At 50.1% G+C, this 16,481-nt stretch carries 18 protein-coding genes; 16 read left to right on the top strand and 2 right to left on the bottom strand.

What is annotated here, in order from left to right:
* Positions 1-5: 5 nt before the first annotated feature.
* The 6 genes from AC51G0_RS14340 (at position 6) to AC51G0_RS14315 (ending at position 6,752) form a co-directional block, all read left to right on the top strand.
* Entirely contained in the window at positions 6-2,363 is a 2,358-nt protein-coding gene (locus AC51G0_RS14340) for a chemotaxis protein CheA (protein ID WP_496299336.1), read from the top strand.
* Positions 2,364-2,574: 211 nt separating this feature from the next.
* Entirely contained in the window at positions 2,575-3,726 is a 1,152-nt protein-coding gene (locus AC51G0_RS14335) for a protein-glutamate methylesterase/protein-glutamine glutaminase (protein ID WP_496299335.1), read from the top strand.
* A 10-nt stretch (positions 3,727-3,736) separates the two neighbouring features.
* Positions 3,737-4,516 carry a ParA family protein gene (locus AC51G0_RS14330; protein WP_496299334.1) on the top strand — a complete coding sequence of 260 codons (780 nt, stop codon included), beginning with the start codon at positions 3,737-3,739 and terminating at the stop codon, positions 4,514-4,516.
* Positions 4,506-5,801, top strand: coding sequence for a chemotaxis protein CheW (locus tag AC51G0_RS14325; RefSeq protein WP_496299333.1), 1,296 nt, complete (start codon positions 4,506-4,508; stop codon positions 5,799-5,801). The genes AC51G0_RS14330 and AC51G0_RS14325 overlap by 11 nt, the downstream gene beginning before the upstream one ends.
* A 22-nt stretch (positions 5,802-5,823) precedes the next feature.
* Positions 5,824-6,318 carry a chemotaxis protein CheW gene (locus AC51G0_RS14320; protein ID WP_496299332.1) on the top strand — a complete coding sequence of 165 codons (495 nt, stop codon included), beginning with the start codon at positions 5,824-5,826 and terminating at the stop codon, positions 6,316-6,318.
* Positions 6,318-6,752 carry a DUF2802 domain-containing protein gene (locus AC51G0_RS14315; protein WP_496299331.1) on the top strand — a complete coding sequence of 145 codons (435 nt, stop codon included), beginning with the start codon at positions 6,318-6,320 and terminating at the stop codon, positions 6,750-6,752. The genes AC51G0_RS14320 and AC51G0_RS14315 overlap by 1 nt, the downstream gene beginning before the upstream one ends.
* A gap of 7 nt (positions 6,753-6,759) precedes the next feature.
* Here AC51G0_RS14315 and AC51G0_RS14310 read toward each other — a convergent pair whose 3' ends face one another.
* Together AC51G0_RS14310 and AC51G0_RS14305 are read right to left on the bottom strand one after the other, a co-directional pair.
* Complete coding sequence (locus tag AC51G0_RS14310; RefSeq protein WP_496299330.1) at positions 6,760-7,053, bottom strand: EscU/YscU/HrcU family type III secretion system export apparatus switch protein; 294 nt, start codon at positions 7,051-7,053, stop codon at positions 6,760-6,762.
* 251 nt (positions 7,054-7,304) lie between these two features.
* Complete coding sequence (locus AC51G0_RS14305; protein ID WP_496299329.1) at positions 7,305-7,970, bottom strand: hypothetical protein; 666 nt, start codon at positions 7,968-7,970, stop codon at positions 7,305-7,307.
* Between the two features lie 285 nt (positions 7,971-8,255).
* Here AC51G0_RS14305 and ccmA point away from each other — a divergent pair, with 285 nt between their 5' ends.
* From ccmA to AC51G0_RS14255, 10 genes are all read left to right on the top strand, one after another.
* Complete coding sequence (gene ccmA / locus AC51G0_RS14300) at positions 8,256-8,906, top strand: cytochrome c biogenesis heme-transporting ATPase CcmA (protein WP_496299328.1); 651 nt, start codon at positions 8,256-8,258, stop codon at positions 8,904-8,906.
* A 6-nt stretch (positions 8,907-8,912) separates the two neighbouring features.
* On the top strand, positions 8,913-9,581 hold the full coding sequence (gene ccmB, locus AC51G0_RS14295; RefSeq protein WP_496299327.1) for a heme exporter protein CcmB: 669 nt from the start codon (positions 8,913-8,915) through the stop codon (positions 9,579-9,581).
* A 235-nt stretch (positions 9,582-9,816) separates the two neighbouring features.
* Positions 9,817-10,548, top strand: coding sequence for a heme ABC transporter permease (locus tag AC51G0_RS14290; protein ID WP_496299326.1), 732 nt, complete (start codon positions 9,817-9,819; stop codon positions 10,546-10,548).
* A gap of 7 nt (positions 10,549-10,555) precedes the next feature.
* Entirely contained in the window at positions 10,556-10,762 is a 207-nt protein-coding gene (gene ccmD, locus AC51G0_RS14285) for a heme exporter protein CcmD (protein ID WP_496299325.1), read from the top strand.
* Positions 10,759-11,244: a cytochrome c maturation protein CcmE gene (ccmE, locus tag AC51G0_RS14280; protein ID WP_496299324.1), complete on the top strand. Its 486-nt coding sequence runs from the start codon at positions 10,759-10,761 to the stop codon at positions 11,242-11,244. The genes ccmD and ccmE overlap by 4 nt, the downstream gene beginning before the upstream one ends.
* Positions 11,241-13,223 (top strand): heme lyase CcmF/NrfE family subunit, encoded by a 1,983-nt coding sequence (locus AC51G0_RS14275; RefSeq protein ID WP_496299323.1) that lies wholly within the window; start codon positions 11,241-11,243, stop codon positions 13,221-13,223. The genes ccmE and AC51G0_RS14275 overlap by 4 nt, the downstream gene beginning before the upstream one ends.
* Positions 13,223-13,777, top strand: coding sequence for a DsbE family thiol:disulfide interchange protein (locus AC51G0_RS14270; RefSeq protein ID WP_496299321.1), 555 nt, complete (start codon positions 13,223-13,225; stop codon positions 13,775-13,777). Before AC51G0_RS14275 ends, AC51G0_RS14270 begins: the two co-directional genes overlap by 1 nt.
* Positions 13,774-14,280 carry a cytochrome c-type biogenesis protein gene (locus AC51G0_RS14265; RefSeq protein WP_496299319.1) on the top strand — a complete coding sequence of 169 codons (507 nt, stop codon included), beginning with the start codon at positions 13,774-13,776 and terminating at the stop codon, positions 14,278-14,280. The genes AC51G0_RS14270 and AC51G0_RS14265 overlap by 4 nt, the downstream gene beginning before the upstream one ends.
* Entirely contained in the window at positions 14,280-15,506 is a 1,227-nt protein-coding gene (gene ccmI, locus AC51G0_RS14260) for a c-type cytochrome biogenesis protein CcmI (RefSeq protein ID WP_496299317.1), read from the top strand. Before AC51G0_RS14265 ends, ccmI begins: the two co-directional genes overlap by 1 nt.
* A 103-nt stretch (positions 15,507-15,609) precedes the next feature.
* Entirely contained in the window at positions 15,610-16,428 is an 819-nt protein-coding gene (locus AC51G0_RS14255) for an MlaA family lipoprotein (RefSeq protein WP_496299315.1), read from the top strand.
* Positions 16,429-16,481 lie beyond the last annotated feature (53 nt).

The following is a 16,481-nucleotide window of genomic DNA, read 5'->3' as shown; positions in this document are numbered from 1 at the left end:
AACATATGAGCTTTGATTTAGACGAAGACATCCTGCAGGACTTTTTAATAGAAGCAGGAGAAATCCTTGAGTTGCTGTCTGAGCAGCTGGTAGAGCTTGAGCGTAGCCCTGAAGATTCAGAGCTGCTCAATGCCATTTTCCGTGGCTTTCACACCGTTAAGGGTGGCGCTGGTTTCCTTTCTCTGACCGAGCTGGTGGATGCCTGCCACGGGGCAGAAAATATCTTTGACTTGCTGCGCACCGGCAAGCGAAGCGTCACACCAGAATTAATGGATGTGATCCTGGAGGCTCTGGATACCATTAATGAGATGTTTGGCCAGGTACAGGAGCATGAACCAGTTGAAGCCGCAGAGCAAAGCCTGCTTGATGCACTTCATCGTTTCAGCCAGCCGCCAACAGCTGAGGAGCTAGCCCAAGCTGCTGCGCAGCAACCTGCGGTGGTAACTGCACCAGAGCCTGAACCTGTCGTGGTTCCGGAGCCTGTTGTTGCCGCGCCAGTTATACAGCCTACACCAGCTTCCTCAGCGTCTCCGTCATCGGCAATTGCAGGTAACTCTGTCGATGATATGACTCAAGATGAATTTGACCGTCTACTTGATGAGCTTCATGGTGCAGGCAGCGGCCCCTCTGCGAGTGAGGCAGTACAGCCCGCGTCAACCCCGGTATCTGCGCCAGCCCCTCAGGTGGCTAGCTCGGGCGTTGTGAACCAGATCCAGTCTGAAACGGGTGATATCACTGACGATGAGTTCGAGCGTCTGCTGGATGAGTTACACGGAACGGGTAAAGGCCCTGGTGGCAATGACGATTTGGTCGTCGCTGCTCCTGCCGCTCCGGCTCCGGTAACACCGCCAGTGGCTTCGACGGTACCTAGTGATACGGGTGCCAGCTCTGGTGATGATGATCTGATGACCGATGACGAGTTTGAGCGTTTGCTCGATGAGTTACACGGCTCAGGCAAAGGCCCGACAGACGAAGAGCTGGAAATGGCCACTAAGCCTGTCGCCGATATGTTGACAGAACAACCTGTTAAGGTGAAGCCAGAGACGCCAGTAGCACCAGTTGCACAGCCTGTCACACCAACAGCGCCAGTTGCACCAGCACCAGCATCCGCTCCGGTTGTAAGTGCTCCGGCACCTAAGCCTGTGGCAGAGAAAAAGCCAAAGGCTGCGGGTGCTAAAGATAAAGGTAAGACAGCAGCAGAAGCGACAGTTCGGGTAGATACTTCCACCCTAGACACCATCATGAATATGGTCGGTGAGTTGGTATTGGTTCGTAACCGTTTGGTTAGTCTAGGGCTCAATACCAACGACGAAGAAATGTCGAAAGCGGTGTCAAACCTGGATGTGGTCACAGCTGATCTGCAGGGTGCGGTGATGAAAACCCGTATGCAGCCAATCAAGAAAGTATTTGGCCGTTTCCCTCGCGTTGTCCGTGATTTGGCACGTAGCCTGAAGAAAGAAATCGTGCTGGAAATGCGCGGTGAAGAAACGGATCTCGATAAGAATCTGGTTGAAGCTCTGGCCGATCCATTGGTTCACTTGGTTCGTAACTCAGTTGACCACGGTATTGAAATGCCGGACATCCGTGAAAAGGCGGGTAAACCACGCATCGGTACCGTGCTGTTGTCTGCATCACAAGAAGGTGACCATATCCTGTTGACCATCGAAGATGATGGCGGCGGTATGGATCCGGATAAGCTGCGTAACATTGCTGTTGACCGCGGCGTAATGGATGCCGATGCGGCATCACGCCTAACGGATTCGGAATGTTATAACCTGATTTTTGCTCCGGGCTTCTCGACTAAAAAAGAGATTTCCGATATTTCCGGCCGTGGTGTTGGCATGGATGTGGTGAAGACAGGGATCAGCCAGTTGAATGGTTCAATTAGCATAGATTCTGCATTGGGCAAAGGCACCCGAATTGATATCAAGGTACCGTTGACGCTTGCTATCTTGCCAACCTTGATGGTCGGCGTGGCGGATCAGCCATTTGCCTTGCCATTGGCGAGTGTGAACGAGATTTTCCACCTTGATCTGCGCAAGACCAATAACGTTGATGGTCAGCTGACTATCATTGTGCGTGAAAAAGCCATTCCGTTGTTCTATTTACAGGATTGGTTGTCTGCGGTTGGTCTTCCTCAGCGTGAACGCGATCATGGCCATGTTGTTATTGTTCAGATTGGTCATCAGCGCATTGGTTTTGTCGTCGATGCTTTGATTGGTCAGGAAGAAGTGGTGATCAAGCCGCTTGACGAATTGCTTCAGGGTACACCGGGTATGGCGGGTGCAACGATCACCAGTGACGGTCATATTGCCCTGATCCTCGATGTGCCAAACCTGCTTAAGCACTATGCCGGTCGTTAAGATCTGGGCAGGCCGCTAATAACCAGGCTGGTTGTTAAGAGCGGAGCTGAACGCTAAAAATGGAAAATATGTTAGGGGCGCTAAGCCCCTAAGTAGCAAATTAAATCATTACTTGGCCGTTCCCTTTATCTGCGTTTCATCGGGGAATAGGCCAGGTAATTGTTCAGTTTGTTATATAAGCTGGGTAACTTATAGATACGGGAACGACTACATGGCAGTAAAAGTATTGGTGGTGGATGATTCAAGCTTTTTCCGCCGCCGTGTCAGTGAAATAATTAACTCCGATCCTCGTCTCGAGGTCGTTGGCAGTGCCGTCAATGGTAAAGAAGCGGTAGAACTGACTAACAAGCTTCAGCCAGATGTCATCACAATGGATATTGAAATGCCGGTGATGGACGGTATTACTGCTGTGCGCGAAATAATGAAAAGTGCACCGACGCCGATCCTGATGTTCTCATCCTTAACACACGAAGGGGCGAAGGCGACACTGGATGCATTAGATGCCGGTGCATTAGATTTCCTGCCGAAGAAATTTGAAGACATCGCCCGTAACCGTGATGAAGCGGTAAGCTTGCTGCAAAAGCGGGTGGGTGAGCTTGCCCGTAAGCGTGTTTTCATGCGCCGTTCGGTACGTCCAGCTGCAACCCCATCGGTAGCCAGCCGTGACGTGAAAAAAACAACGCTTGGTCGTACCGCTCCGGCAACAGCCACGGCAACCCCGACTCGCCCAGCTTCGCGCCCTGCTGCGCCTACCAAGCCAATGGCTCGCTTTAGGGCCTCGGGCAAGAAGTATCAGCTGATGGCGATTGGTACCTCGACAGGCGGGCCTGTCGCCTTGCAGAAAATTTTGACCAAGCTTCCGGCTAATTTCCCTTATCCGATTGTCTTAATTCAGCATATGCCTGCGACCTTTACGGCTGCTTTCGCTGCTCGTCTGAATAACCTCTGTAAAATCGGGGTAAAGGAAGCGCAAGACGGTGACGCCCTCAAGCCGGGAATGGCGTATCTGGCACCAGGTGGCCAGCAAATGATGCTGGAAGGCCGTGCAGGTGCTTCGCGGGTACGGATCATAGACGGCGGCGACCGGATGAATTACAAACCTTGTGTGGATGTGACCTTTGGCTCGGCGGCAAAAATTTACCACGATAAGGTATTGTCGATGGTACTGACCGGGATGGGAGCTGATGGCCGCGAAGGTGCACGTATGCTCAAGTCCAATGGCTCAACTATTTGGGCCCAGGACGAAGAAAGCTGTGTCGTCTATGGTATGCCGCAAGCTGTGGCAAAAGCGGGCATTTCCAGTGAAGACTTACCGTTAGATCGGATTGCCGAGCGCATCCTGGTTGAGATCGGGCTGGCGTAGGGAGTTCGCTTTGATCGTCTGGAGTATCGCCAACCAAAAAGGTGGCGTTGGAAAAACCACAACCACGGTAACGCTTGCCGGGTTGTTGAGTGAGCGCAATAAACGGGTGCTGCTGGTTGATACCGACCCTCACTCTTCGCTGACGACTTACCTCAATTTTGATGCTGATGAGGTACCGGCCAGTTTATTTGATCTGTTTCAGCTCAATGAGATTTCACGTGACTCGGTTCGTCCGATCATCTTGAATACGCAGTTCAAGAACATTGATATTATCCCTGCCCATATGTCGCTAGCGACGCTTGACAGGGTCATGGGCAACCGCGGGGGGATGGGGCTGGTACTGAAAAAGGCACTTAACAGCCTAGCTGATGATTATGATTATGTTTTGATCGATTGCCCGCCTATTCTTGGGGTGATGATGGTTAATGCCCTTGCGGCCAGTGACCGGATTTTGATCCCGGTGCAAACTGAATTTCTGGCAATGAAAGGGCTTGAGCGGATGATGCGCACCCTTCAGATCATGCAGAAATCCCGGGCATCGGGTTTCAGGGTGACGATTGTACCGACGATGTATGATAAGCGTACCCGGGCATCGTTGCAGACCCTGCAAGAGTTGAAAGTAAGATTTACCGAGCAGGTTTGGGCATCCGCAGTTCCAATCGATACTAAGTTTCGTGATGCCAGTATCAAGCATATGCCACCATCGCTATATGCCCGAAATTGCCGTGGTGTCTTTGCTTATAAGACTTTATTAAATTATCTGGAGCGTCTGGATCAAGATGAACGATAAGCATCGTCTTTCCAGTGAACAAGCACTGGATGATTACTTTTTTGATCTGCTGGCTGAGCCGGAAGAGTTAGATACAGCTGAAGAAAAAGAGTCTTCCGTTGACAATGATGAGAGCGCTTCGCATCCAGTAGATGTGCAGTCTGCTCAGGTATCAGATCAAGAGCCCGCTCCTGATGAGCATACTCAAAAAGATGAGTTTGCTGCTGTTGAAGGGGCAGGGGCCGATGAAATCGCTGCACCGTTTGATTTTGAACAGCTGTCAGAGTGTGATGAGCAAAGTGGAGCCGCCATATCGGTTGAGCTGGATCTTTCATCACCATTGAGTAAGGCTTCTAGCTGGGTGCCTCAGACTCCGGAAGAGCCGACTGATGCTATTTCGGTCGAAGCGAGCCCGGTTAAAGCTATATCCGCTGAAGCAATGCCAGCGGAAGCAATGCCAATTGAAACAGTGCAGGTTGAAACCATACAGGTTGAAGCCATACAGGTTGAAGCCAGGCCGACGGTTTCCTTTGCTGAGCAGCCTCAGGCTGAGTTGGACGGTGTTCAGCGCTTGCTCAGTCAAATGAGCCAGATGCAGTCTGACATCGCGCAAGAAACTGATGCCCTGATTGCCGTGCAAGTGGAAGCCGCTGTCGACGCGCTAGAGCAAGCGGCCGAAGAGGCCACAGTGGCAGCGCCTGTGGTTCATCCCGACACTGAGCAAGTTGAACCTGAGCCAGAGCGCATAGTCGCTGTTGAGCCAGAGTTAGAAGCAGCAGAGCCTGAAGGGCTTGTTGCACCACAGACACAGCCTGGCGATGATGAGCCACCTGATGTGTGGCAGCAACAGCTGGAGAGGGATGCAGACTTCCAAGCCCTTTTCTTTGAAGTCAATGGTGTCACCTTTGCGGTGCCGCTGACTGAACTGGGTGGGATCCATCAGCTCGGAGACGTGAACCACCTGCTTGGGCGACCGCCCTGGTACCTCGGGCTGATGACAAATCGAGAGCATCAACTGGATGTAGTTGATACTGCACGCTGGGTGATGCCGGAAAAACTGAGTTCGAATGAACATCAGGAAGAATATCGTTATATCGTAATGTTAGGGGAAAGTAAGTGGGGATTGGCATGTAATGCGCTCCACGGAACCGAAACCCTGACAGAGCAGAGTGTTCGTTGGCGGGAACAGGCGGGTAAACGTCCTTGGCTTGCCGGAATGGTTAAAGAAAAAATGTGTGCTCTAATTCATGTTAACGAACTAATATCTATGCTGAATGCGGGTTTAGATGTTAAGAGTGTAATGTGAGCAGGGCCAAAGAGGAAACAGCATGTCACAGGTTAGTGTAGCCGAAATACAAAAAGAAGACGGTAGCGATCAAGTACTGCAGTGGGTAACCTTCCAGCTGGAAGATGAAACCTATGGCATTAATGTAATGCAGGTACGTGAAGTACTGCGTTACTCGGAAATTGCCCCGGTACCAGGTGCGCCAGATTATGTTCTGGGTATTATCAACCTGCGTGGTAATGTGGTTACCGTGATTGATACCCGATCTCGCTTTGGCCTGATGCCAGGCGAAATTTCTGACAATACCCGTATCGTGATCATTGAAGCGGAAAAGCAGGTGATCGGTATTCTGGTTGATAGCGTAGCGGAAGTGGTTTATCTACGTAGCTCTGAAATCGATAGCACACCGAGTGTGGGCACCGAGGAGAGCGCGAAGTTTATCCAGGGCGTGAGCAACCGCGATGGAGAGCTGCTGATTTTGGTTGATCTGAACAAGCTGCTATCTGACGAAGAATGGGATGATATGGCGTACTTGTAATGCTTAACCTGGTTTTGCAATGGTTGCCAATTGCTATCGCGATGTTGGCTGTGGTTATTTCATGGCTGATGGTCCGTCGAGAGCGTAAGGCCCGCCTGGCACTGGAAGCAAAATTCACCGCCACGGAGTTGGTGCTAAAAAATTCCCGGCACCAGCATGAAAGTTTGCTCAAGCAGTTTAATGAATTGCGTGCCGGAACCATAGGTATGAGCCAGAAACTCGCAGATATGGCCGATCATCTTGAGATGATTGCCGATCGGCAGGGTGAAATGGCGATGCTGGATCCTGACGGCAAGCTTTACAGCCGGGCCAGTAAAATGGTCGAGCTGGGGGCCGATGTTAACGAGTTAATGGAAGAATGCGACTTGCCAAAAGCAGAAGCAGAACTCTTGTTGCGTTTACAGCAAAAAATGGCGCAACCAAGACGTCGTTAATACGCTATTAGACTTGCTCATGAATACCAGAAAGCCCTTCCCAGCCGGGAGGGGTTTTTCCGTTTAGCAGCCAGGAAAAGGCAATGAGCTCGGCAATGATCCGGTAAAGGTTTTCCGGGATCTCATCGCCTACTTCCAGTTTATTGAGGTATTCGCTTAATGCCTTGTCTTGATGTATAAGCCCACCCTGTTGCTTTACCTGCTCAATAATGTGTTCGGCTAGTTGACTATGGCCTTTTGCCACGACGGTTGGTGTTTGTTGGCCGTCATAGTGAAGTGCAATCGCACTTTTGTCTTTCATCTGTTAACTCTTCCTTGTCTTAAGTGATTTTTCCTGCGCAATTTTCTGAACACTTATACCAATCTGGATAAGTAGATGATCTACTTTTTCATGAGGAAAAATTACCAAATACAAGGCGGAAGTTGCAGTAACTAGTGGATCTAATTACAAAACTTCCAACACTGTAGTTGGTGATTTTAGCCATGAAAAATGGTCAGATATTTATTTAGGTTGGTATTACTTATCCCGATTGGTATAAAACTGCACCGGGGTTAAATTCGAATTGAAAATCCCTCAATCTTCGGTTCTGTCACTTCAGGTAGACGAACCTTAAAGGTAGTAGGTTCACAACCGATCCCCAGCATAGCAAAGCGTTCTGTAAGAAAAGGGGTGAGTGCTTCGGTTCGCTTCAGCAACTGGATATTGTCGCTTTCAAAGCGCAATGCCAGCCTTTGCTGTTCCCATATTGCGACGGCATGCACTACATCGTGGTGACCGACAGGCAAAGCCAACTTGATTGTCCACCGTGGTGGCTTATCTGCTTTTTCACGGGCTGGGCCAGCTTCTTTTTCCACTGACAATTGCAGCTCCCGGCCATCAGGTTGCAGCAAATGCAATTGCAGTAATGTAGTCTCGGTGTCTTTTGCTGCAGGAGCCAGCCGTTGCTCGGCCGCTAGCTTGAGCAGCGCATTAAATTCATCCTGTTTATCGGTTGGTAGCTGCTGTAGCCATTGCTTTAACGGGCTGTCTGCCTGGGAAGATTGTTCCAGTAGTTGTACCAACACCTGTTTTCCGGCGCCTTGTCTAAGCCACTGGACGAGTGTTGCCTGGTTATCCGGCACTAGGAGCTGGGATAGCAAATTAGTGATGATGGATGGCGGTGGTGTCGAAGAGGCAGAAGAGTGCGCAGTAAAAAGTGTAAAAAAACGTTGCAGCACATTCATTTGTATTAATAATTGAGATAGCTGGGAAATTTGGCCTTGAAGAGGTTGACTGGCACTAACTGATTGAGGAAATTTATGATTTGTCTCATTTCCTGGCACTTTTTTAGGTTGAAGTTGTCCACTCTTAATTAAAGCAGAGGCTTGGCGGCTGTCTATACGCATGTATGTCACATTTACTAACCTAAGTGATAGAAGTATACAACTGGGTGTCTAACAGAATTATGAACCAGTGTGGTAATATGCCCGCTAAATTGTGTCACCTAGGATACATCATTTAATATGTTGTCTGTACAAGAATTAAGCTGTGTCCGCGATGAGCGGGTGTTGTTTGACGACCTGAACTTTTCCGTTTCGTCGGGTGAACTGGTTCAGATTGAAGGACATAACGGCGCCGGAAAAACAACCCTGCTTCGGATCATTGCTGGTCTTGGGCGGGCAGACAGCGGTGACGTGTGCTGGAAAAATGAAAAAATCGAATCAGCACGGGAAGACTATTACCAGGACTTATTGTTCCTGGGCCACCAGACAGGGGTAAAACGAGAGCTGACCGCTTTTGAGAACCTGGCATTTTTTCAGGCAATGCATACCAACACCGAAGACAATGACTTGACGGGGCAGCCGCAGGTCAATGGTGATGATAGCCTTTGGCAGGCCCTGGCCCACGTAGGCCTGGCAGGACGCGAAGATGTACCTGCTGGTCAATTGTCAGCCGGCCAGCAGCGTCGTGTTGCCTTGGCTCGTTTGTGGATCAGTAATCACAAGCTGTGGATTTTGGACGAGCCTTTGACAGCCATTGATAAGCAAGGCGTGAAAGTGCTGGAGCGGTTATTCCTGTCGCATGTCGAGCGTGGCGGTATGGTGTTGCTAACTACCCACCAGGACATGTTTACAGATAGTAACCAATTACGGAAGATTAAGTTAGGGCAGTAGTTCAGAATGCTAAGTGCTATTTTTCAAGTCATTCGACGTGAGCTGCTGATTGCATTTCGTCGTCAGGCTGATGTTTTTAACCCGTTGTGGTTTTTTATTATTGTGATCACCCTGTTCCCGCTGGGAGTGGGCCCGGAGCCGAATTTATTGGCTCGGATTGCACCGGGTATTGTTTGGGTCGCAGCCTTGTTGGCGGCACTGTTGTCACTGGAGCGCTTGTTCCGGGATGATTTTGTCGATGGCTCGCTTGAGCAGATGTTGATGATGCCGACGCCGCTGCCGGTGTTGGCATTTGCAAAAATGGTTGCGCACTGGATATTGACCGGGGTGCCATTGCTATTGATTAGTCCACTGCTGGCCATTTTACTGTCACTGGATTGGCAGACCTGGAAAGCCGTGGTGCTGACCTTGCTCATTGGTACGCCAACATTAAGTTTTCTGGGGGCTATTGGGGTAGCGCTTACCGTGGGGCTGCGAAAAGGTGGGGTGTTATTGAGCTTGCTGATTTTGCCGCTCTATATACCTGTGCTTATCTTCGCGACCTCTGCCATTGATGCCGCAAGCCTTGGCATGGCCTTTAACGGGCAGTTGGCCTTGATGGGAGCGATGTTGGTGGGCTCAGCAACGTTGGCACCATTTGCAGTCGCAGCTTCATTACGCATAAGTGTGCAATAAAAGATTACAATTACAGTTGAGTAATATGTCTCATATGAATGGATCTCGTGAGACAATTTGAGCAAGAACAAGGAAGCAGGGATTAGATAGCTAAGTACCTCAAAGGGGGTATTTAACTTTACTGGTCCTGACTTAATGATGAAATCGTTTCATTGGTATGTTGTTCCTCAAAAGAGAATGAACAATGCGCTGGTTGAAAACGTACTTATTACTATTACACGAGTAGAGCAGAAATATGTGGAAGTGGTTACATCCCTACGCGAAAGCTGAAAATTGCTATCGTCTGTGCGGTACTTTGTTGCCTTGGTTCTCAATCATTGCTTTGTTGGGGATTATCGGAGGCACGATTTGGGGGCTGATGTTCGCCCCGACAGATTACCAGCAAGGCGATAGTTTCCGGATCATTTATCTTCATGTTCCTGCGGCCATCTGGTCGATGGGTGCCTATATGTCGATGGCGATTGCTGCCTTTATTGGTTTGGTCTGGCAGATCAGGCTATCCGATATGGCTGCCGCTGCTATGGCGCCGATTGGGGCAGTCTTTACCGTGATAGCGCTGCTTACTGGTGCGATCTGGGGTAAACCAATGTGGGGAGCCTGGTGGGTGTGGGATGCCCGTCTGACCTCTGAACTGATCCTGTTGTTCCTCTATCTTGGTGTGATTGCTCTTTATAGCGCATTCGACGATCAGAAAACTGCCGCGAAAGCAGCGGGTATTTTGGCGCTGGTCGGGGTGATTAACCTGCCGATTATCCATTTCTCGGTTGAGTGGTGGAATACGCTGCATCAGGGCGCTACGATTACCAAGTTTGATAAACCGTCAATGGATAGCACCATGCTGTGGCCGTTGCTACTGAACATTATCGGTTTTGCCTGTTTCTTTGGTGCGGTGACGTTGGTACGTCTGCGTAATGAAATCATTACCCGTGAAAGTCATCGCCCTTGGGTACGCGAATTAATGAAGTGAGGCCATCATGCATTTTGAATCTTTCAGTGACTTTTTAGCCATGGGTGGCTATGCCTCCTATGTCTGGGGTGCATATGGCATTTCTTTTGCCGCACTACTTTGGATTTTATTTTCAAGCCTGAGTAAAAAACGCCGCCTGGCGGCAGAAATCAAGAACAAAATCGCTCGTGAGCACCGCATTAAAGAAGCGAAAAAACTGGAGAACACACTATGAACCCGAGACGTAAAAAACGCCTGACGTTAATTTTGGCGTTGGTTCTGGGCCTCGGCGCAACCGTTGGTTTGATGCTGTATGCGTTAAATCAGAATATGGACCTGTTCTATACCCCGACCGAATTGGTACAGGGCAAGCCTGATGGCACCAAGCCTGAAGTCGGCCAGCGCCTGCGTATTGGTGGCATGGTTGTGGAAGGTTCGGTTCAGCGTGATCCTCAGTCGCTGGTCGTTCGCTTTGATGTGGCTGATGTCGGCCCGGCCGTTACCATCAAATACGATGGTATCTTGCCGGATCTGTTCCGTGAGGGGCAGGGTATTGTGGCTCAGGGTGTGTTGATTGATGCAACCACTATTGAAGCTCACGAAGTGCTGGCAAAACACGATGAAGAGTATATGCCACCGGAAGTGGCGGAAGCGATGAAGAAAACCCACGAACCTCTTCAATACACTGAAGATCAGATGCAGGGTAGTGTTCAATGATTGCAGAATTAGGGCATTTTAGCCTGATAGTTGCGTTGGGGTTATCGCTCCTCGCAAGTTTCTATCCATTGTATGGTGCCTCTGTCGGCAACCAGTCAATGATGCGGATGGCTCGTCCACTGACTTACGGCGTTTTCGGCATGCTATTTTTGTCGTTCGTCATACTGTGCTGGGCGTTTTATACCAATGACTTTACCGTAACCTATGTTGCCAGTAACTCGAACAGCCTGTTGCCGTGGTACTACCGTATCACCGCAGTTTGGGGCGCGCATGAAGGCTCGCTGCTGCTGTGGGTACTGATCCAGGCGACGTGGGCGGCTGCCGTTGCGATGTTCAGCCGTGGTATGCCGCTGGAGTCTGTTTCACGCGTATTGGCGGTAATGGGAATGATTTCGGTAGGTTTCCTGCTGTTTATCATTGTTACCTCTAACCCGTTCCTGCGTACTTTGCCTTTTTTCCCGGTTGATGGCCGAGACTTGAACCCGTTGCTACAGGATCCAGGACTGATCATTCACCCGCCGATGCTGTACATGGGCTATGTAGGCTTCTCTGTTGCATTTGCATTTGCCATTGCTTCACTCATGACAGGCCGTTTGGATACGGCGTGGGCACGTTGGTCTCGTCCTTGGACTATTGCAGCGTGGTCATTCCTGACACTGGGTATTGCACTAGGTTCCTGGTGGGCTTACTACGAGCTTGGCTGGGGCGGCTGGTGGTTCTGGGATCCGGTAGAAAATGCCTCCTTTATGCCATGGTTGGCCGGTACAGCACTGATGCACTCGCTGGCGGTAACAGAAAAACGCGGTACGTTTAAAGCTTGGACAGTACTACTGGCTATCTCTGCCTTCTCGCTGAGCTTGCTAGGTACCTTCCTGGTGCGTTCCGGTGTGTTGGTATCAGTTCACGCTTTCGCCTCGGATCCGGCGCGCGGTATGTTTATTCTTGGCTTCCTGATTGTGGTGATCGGCGGTTCATTGCTGCTTTATGCTCTGCGCGGAGGTCAAATCCGCTCCCGTGGTAACTACAGCCTGTTCTCGCGCGAGAACTTGCTGCTTGCCAACAACCTCTTGCTGGTTGCGGGCCTGATTGTGGTACTGATTGGTACCTTGCTGCCGCTGATCCACAAGCAGATTGGCTTAGGCTCTGTGTCAATCGGTGTACCGTTCTTTAATACCTTGTTCACCTGGCTGATGATCCCATTTGCCTTCATTCTGGGTATCGGTCCACTGGTACGCTGGAAGCGCGATAATGTTTCTAGCATTCGCAAGCCGATGATCATCTCAGCGGCGATCACCCTGCCGTTCTCTTTCTTGGCCATTATGCTGTTTGCAAGCAGCATGGAACCAATGGCGGTTCTGGGCTTGGTAATGGCGGTTTGGATTGTAGTGATGCACGGCTTTGAACTCTATCAGCGTGCTACACACCGCCATAGCTTTATCAAGGGCCTTGGCAAGCTTGGCCGTAGCCACTGGGCGATGATGCTTGGCCATATTGGTCTGGCTGTCAGCGTGATTGGTATTACACTGGTTTCTAACTACGATCTCGAACGTGATGTACGTCTGGCTCCGGGACAGACCGTTCAGGTTGAAGGTTATGACTTCCATTTTGCAGGCCTGCGTGATGCAGATGGCCCGAACTATGATGGTTATATCGCAGATTTCAATATCACCCGTAACGGTAAGTTTGTTACTGAATTGCATGCAGAGAAGCGTTTCTACACCGTTGCAGGCTCTATGATGACTGAAGCGGCTATCGACAGCGGTGTTACCCGTGACTTGTATGTCGCAATGGGTGAGAAGCTGGATAATGGTGCCTGGGCAGTCCGTATTTACTTCAAACCGTTTGTAAACTGGATCTGGTTTGGTTCGGTACTAATGGCGTTGGGCGGTGCCTTTGCAATCAGCGATAAGCGCTACCGTTTCCGTAAAAAAGCCAAGATTGGTAATTCAAAAGCTGCCAAGCAAGCTGAGGTTAACTGATGAATAAGAAATTATTGTTTGTACCTCTGGTACTGTTTTTGGCACTGGCGGTGGTCTTCATGGTTCAGCTGACCCGCAATGCGGGCGGCGATGATCCGACCAAGCTTGAATCGGTACTGGTAGGCAAGCCAGTACCTAACTTCAAGCTCGAAGACTTGGTTGAAGCTGGTAAATTGTATGAACAGGATATTTTCAAAGGTGAGCCACTGCTGCTGAATGTGTGGGCGACCTGGTGTCCGACTTGCTATGCCGAACATACCTACCTCAATGAGCTGGCGAGCAACGGCGTCAAGATCATCGGCCTTAACTATAAGGATGAGCGTCTAAAAGCCGTCCGTTGGCTAAATGAACTGGGCAACCCGTATATTCACAGTTTGTTTGATGGCAATGGCATGCTAGGCATGGATCTGGGCGTTTACGGCGCACCTGAAACCTTCCTGATCGATGCCAACGGTATAGTCCGCTACCGCCATGTCGGTGATGTGAATAATCGTAACTGGGCTGACACATTAGAGCCTATGTACAAGGCACTGTTGGAGGAAGCGAAGGGATGATGAAACGAATCACTGCCATGCTTTTGGGGTTGGGACTCGTATTGGCCGCGGCACTGCCGGTGTCGGCTGCTATTGACGTGTATGAGTTCGAAACGGTAGAGCAGGAAAAAGCTTTCCAGGATCTGACGGCAACGTTGCGTTGCCCGAAATGCCAGAACAACACCATTGCTGATTCGAATGCCGAGCTGGCTAAAGATATGCGCCAGAAAGCGTTCGATATGTTGAGCGAAGGCAAAAGCGAGCAGGATGTCATCGACTATATGATTGCCCGCTATGGTAACTTTGTAACCTACGATCCACCCTTGATGCTATCAACGATCATCCTGTGGGCCGGGCCATTGTTGTTTGTTTTGATTGGTTTTACGGTGTTGGTAATGCGCTCTCGCAAAAAAGGAGAGACACAAGCAACCGCAACACTAGAAGCAGAAGAAGAGCAACGTTTGAAATCGCTGCTGGAAGAAATAGAACAACAGAAACCGAATAACGACGGGAAGGTGAAGTAATGACGTTGTTTTGGCTAATAACCGTTGTTTTGGTTTTGATCGCCGCTGCCATTTTTGTTGCGCCAATGTATTTTGGCAAGGCACAAGATGACATAGCCAGCCGTGATGAGCTGAACAAGGCCTTCTTTAAAGATCGTATTGATGAGCTGAAAACGGAAAGCAATGAAGGCCTGGTGTCGAACCAGGAAGAGTTGGTTTCTGAGCTGCAGCAGTCATTGCTTGATGACGTACCGGTCCAAACTGATCAACAAAAGACCACGGTAAGCACCGCGATGCTGATCCCGGGCCTTATAGTGTTGGTTGGTGTGTGTTACGGCATGTACTTCAGTGTTGGCAATCTTGATAAGGTTGAGTCTTGGCAGCAGACCGTCGCGCAGTTACCTGAGCTGTCGAAGCGCCTGATGGATGAGCAAAATGCCGATCCGCTGAGCGATGCCGAGATGAATGATCTGACGCTAGCGCTGCGTACCCGCCTGCATGACAACCCAAATGATGCAACGGGTTGGTTGCTGCTTGGCCGTATTGGTATGGCAAACCGTGATGCCGATACTGCGCAGGGGGCAATGAAACGGGCCTATACCCTAGAGCCAGGAAACCCAGAGGTTCAGCTTAGCTACGCCCAGACCCTAATGATGATTGGTGATCCTGCCAAGAGTGATTATGCGCGCCAGCTACTGCGTAATGTCATCAAACTGGACCACACTAATATCCGTGCGATGTCACTGTTGGCCTTCGACTCATTTGAGCGTGGTGACTACCCGCAGGCAGTATCATACTGGACCATGATGAAGAAGATGATTGGCGAAGATGATCCACGAGCCAAAATGCTTGATCGCAGTATCGAGCGAGCGCAGGCCCAGATCACGAAGGTAGCCAATCAGGCAGCTAACACGGCAACGACCGTATCGGTGAAGGTGGAACTTGACCCATCAGTGACACTGCCTTCGCAGGGGCTGGTGATTGTTTCTGTTCACTCAGCAGATGGTGCGCCGATGCCAGTTGCCGCTCGCCGAATGCCGCTGTCACAGTTCCCTATCACCCTAACACTGAGTGATAGCGATAGCATGATCCCAGAGCGTAAGATGTCATCGCTGCCGAACATGATTGTGAAAGCGCGTATTGATACCGATGGCAACGTGATGACCAAGCAGGGCGACTGGTATGGTCAAAGCGCTGTGATTGCGTTAGGCGGTTCCACAAATGTGGTGATCGATAAGCAATACTAATAACAAAGCTGGAACTAATGAAGCAAGCTGGATAGTATATGCCCAAGCATGAAACATGCTTGTTATTATCCAGCTTGCTTTTTTGTTTCTACGGAATAAAGCCTTGAAAAGAATAATTATTTTACCCTTGCTTTTGATTTTAGGTCTCTCTGGCTGTGCAGAGACTCCAAATGAAGAAGCCCTTAGCCAAGAAACGACAGCTGAGACCAATGCTGAATATGTCGAGCAGGATGGCCAGTACAATGTTGAAGGCACCTATGATCCGTTTGAAGGCTTCAACCGAGCCATGTGGGATCTAAACTACGACTACCTCGACCCTTATTTGGCCCGTCCGGTATCTCTTGCCTACGTGGACTATGTGCCATCCCCAGTCAGAACCGGTATTCGCAACTTCCTGGCCAACTTGGATGAGCCGGCGAATATGGTCAACAGCATCATTATGCTCGACGGTGAGCAAGCGGTTACCCACTTCAACCGATTTTGGATCAACACCACTTTTGGCTTAGCAGGCTTGATTGATATAGCCTCAGCGGCAGACATCACCAAACCCAGTAATCGGGCTTTCGGTGACTCTATGGGCTACTACGGCGTAGCTAATGGTCCCTTCTTTATGATCCCGCTTTACGGCCCAATCACCTTACGTGAAGGTGCTGGTGATTATGTTGACGGCCTCTACTTCCCGTTGAACCTGCTGACATTCTGGCAGAGTCTAGGTAAGTGGGCCTTTGAAGGCATGGAAGATCGCGCCGCTCTCGTCTCGCAAGAAGGGGTACTCAGAGACTCGCCAGATCCATACATCTTCACCCGAGATGCCTACATTCAGAACAAGAACTTCCGTGCAACAGGTGGCGAAAGTGTCGCTGAAGAGCCGGAGGGGGAAGAGTATCTGGATGAGTTCTTGGATGAGGTGGATGAGTTTTAAAAGCGAGTATTAGGTCCTTGGAAGAGTGGACCTATGGACCTGTGGACCTGCGG

This window comes from Photobacterium sp. HL06 (genome assembly GCF_059552575.1).
Note: the sequence above shows the minus strand (reverse complement) of the source record. Positions and strands in the feature narration are given on the sequence as shown.

Coding starts and splice junctions, on each gene's coding strand:
- AC51G0_RS14270 (WP_496299321.1), top strand. CDS start 13,223: ATGAATAAGAAATTATTGTTTGTACCTCTGGTACTGTTTTTGGCACTG.
- ccmI (WP_496299317.1), top strand. CDS start 14,280: ATGACGTTGTTTTGGCTAATAACCGTTGTTTTGGTTTTGATCGCCGCT.
- AC51G0_RS14265 (WP_496299319.1), top strand. CDS start 13,774: ATGATGAAACGAATCACTGCCATGCTTTTGGGGTTGGGACTCGTATTG.
- ccmA (WP_496299328.1), top strand. CDS start 8,256: ATGTTGTCTGTACAAGAATTAAGCTGTGTCCGCGATGAGCGGGTGTTG.
- AC51G0_RS14320 (WP_496299332.1), top strand. CDS start 5,824: ATGTCACAGGTTAGTGTAGCCGAAATACAAAAAGAAGACGGTAGCGAT.
- AC51G0_RS14335 (WP_496299335.1), top strand. CDS start 2,575: ATGGCAGTAAAAGTATTGGTGGTGGATGATTCAAGCTTTTTCCGCCGC.
- ccmD (WP_496299325.1), top strand. CDS start 10,556: ATGCATTTTGAATCTTTCAGTGACTTTTTAGCCATGGGTGGCTATGCC.
- AC51G0_RS14325 (WP_496299333.1), top strand. CDS start 4,506: ATGAACGATAAGCATCGTCTTTCCAGTGAACAAGCACTGGATGATTAC.
- AC51G0_RS14340 (WP_496299336.1), top strand. CDS start 6: ATGAGCTTTGATTTAGACGAAGACATCCTGCAGGACTTTTTAATAGAA.
- ccmE (WP_496299324.1), top strand. CDS start 10,759: ATGAACCCGAGACGTAAAAAACGCCTGACGTTAATTTTGGCGTTGGTT.
- AC51G0_RS14275 (WP_496299323.1), top strand. CDS start 11,241: ATGATTGCAGAATTAGGGCATTTTAGCCTGATAGTTGCGTTGGGGTTA.
- ccmB (WP_496299327.1), top strand. CDS start 8,913: ATGCTAAGTGCTATTTTTCAAGTCATTCGACGTGAGCTGCTGATTGCA.
- AC51G0_RS14290 (WP_496299326.1), top strand. CDS start 9,817: ATGTGGAAGTGGTTACATCCCTACGCGAAAGCTGAAAATTGCTATCGT.
- AC51G0_RS14315 (WP_496299331.1), top strand. CDS start 6,318: ATGCTTAACCTGGTTTTGCAATGGTTGCCAATTGCTATCGCGATGTTG.
- AC51G0_RS14310 (WP_496299330.1), bottom strand. CDS start 7,053: ATGAAAGACAAAAGTGCGATTGCACTTCACTATGACGGCCAACAAACA.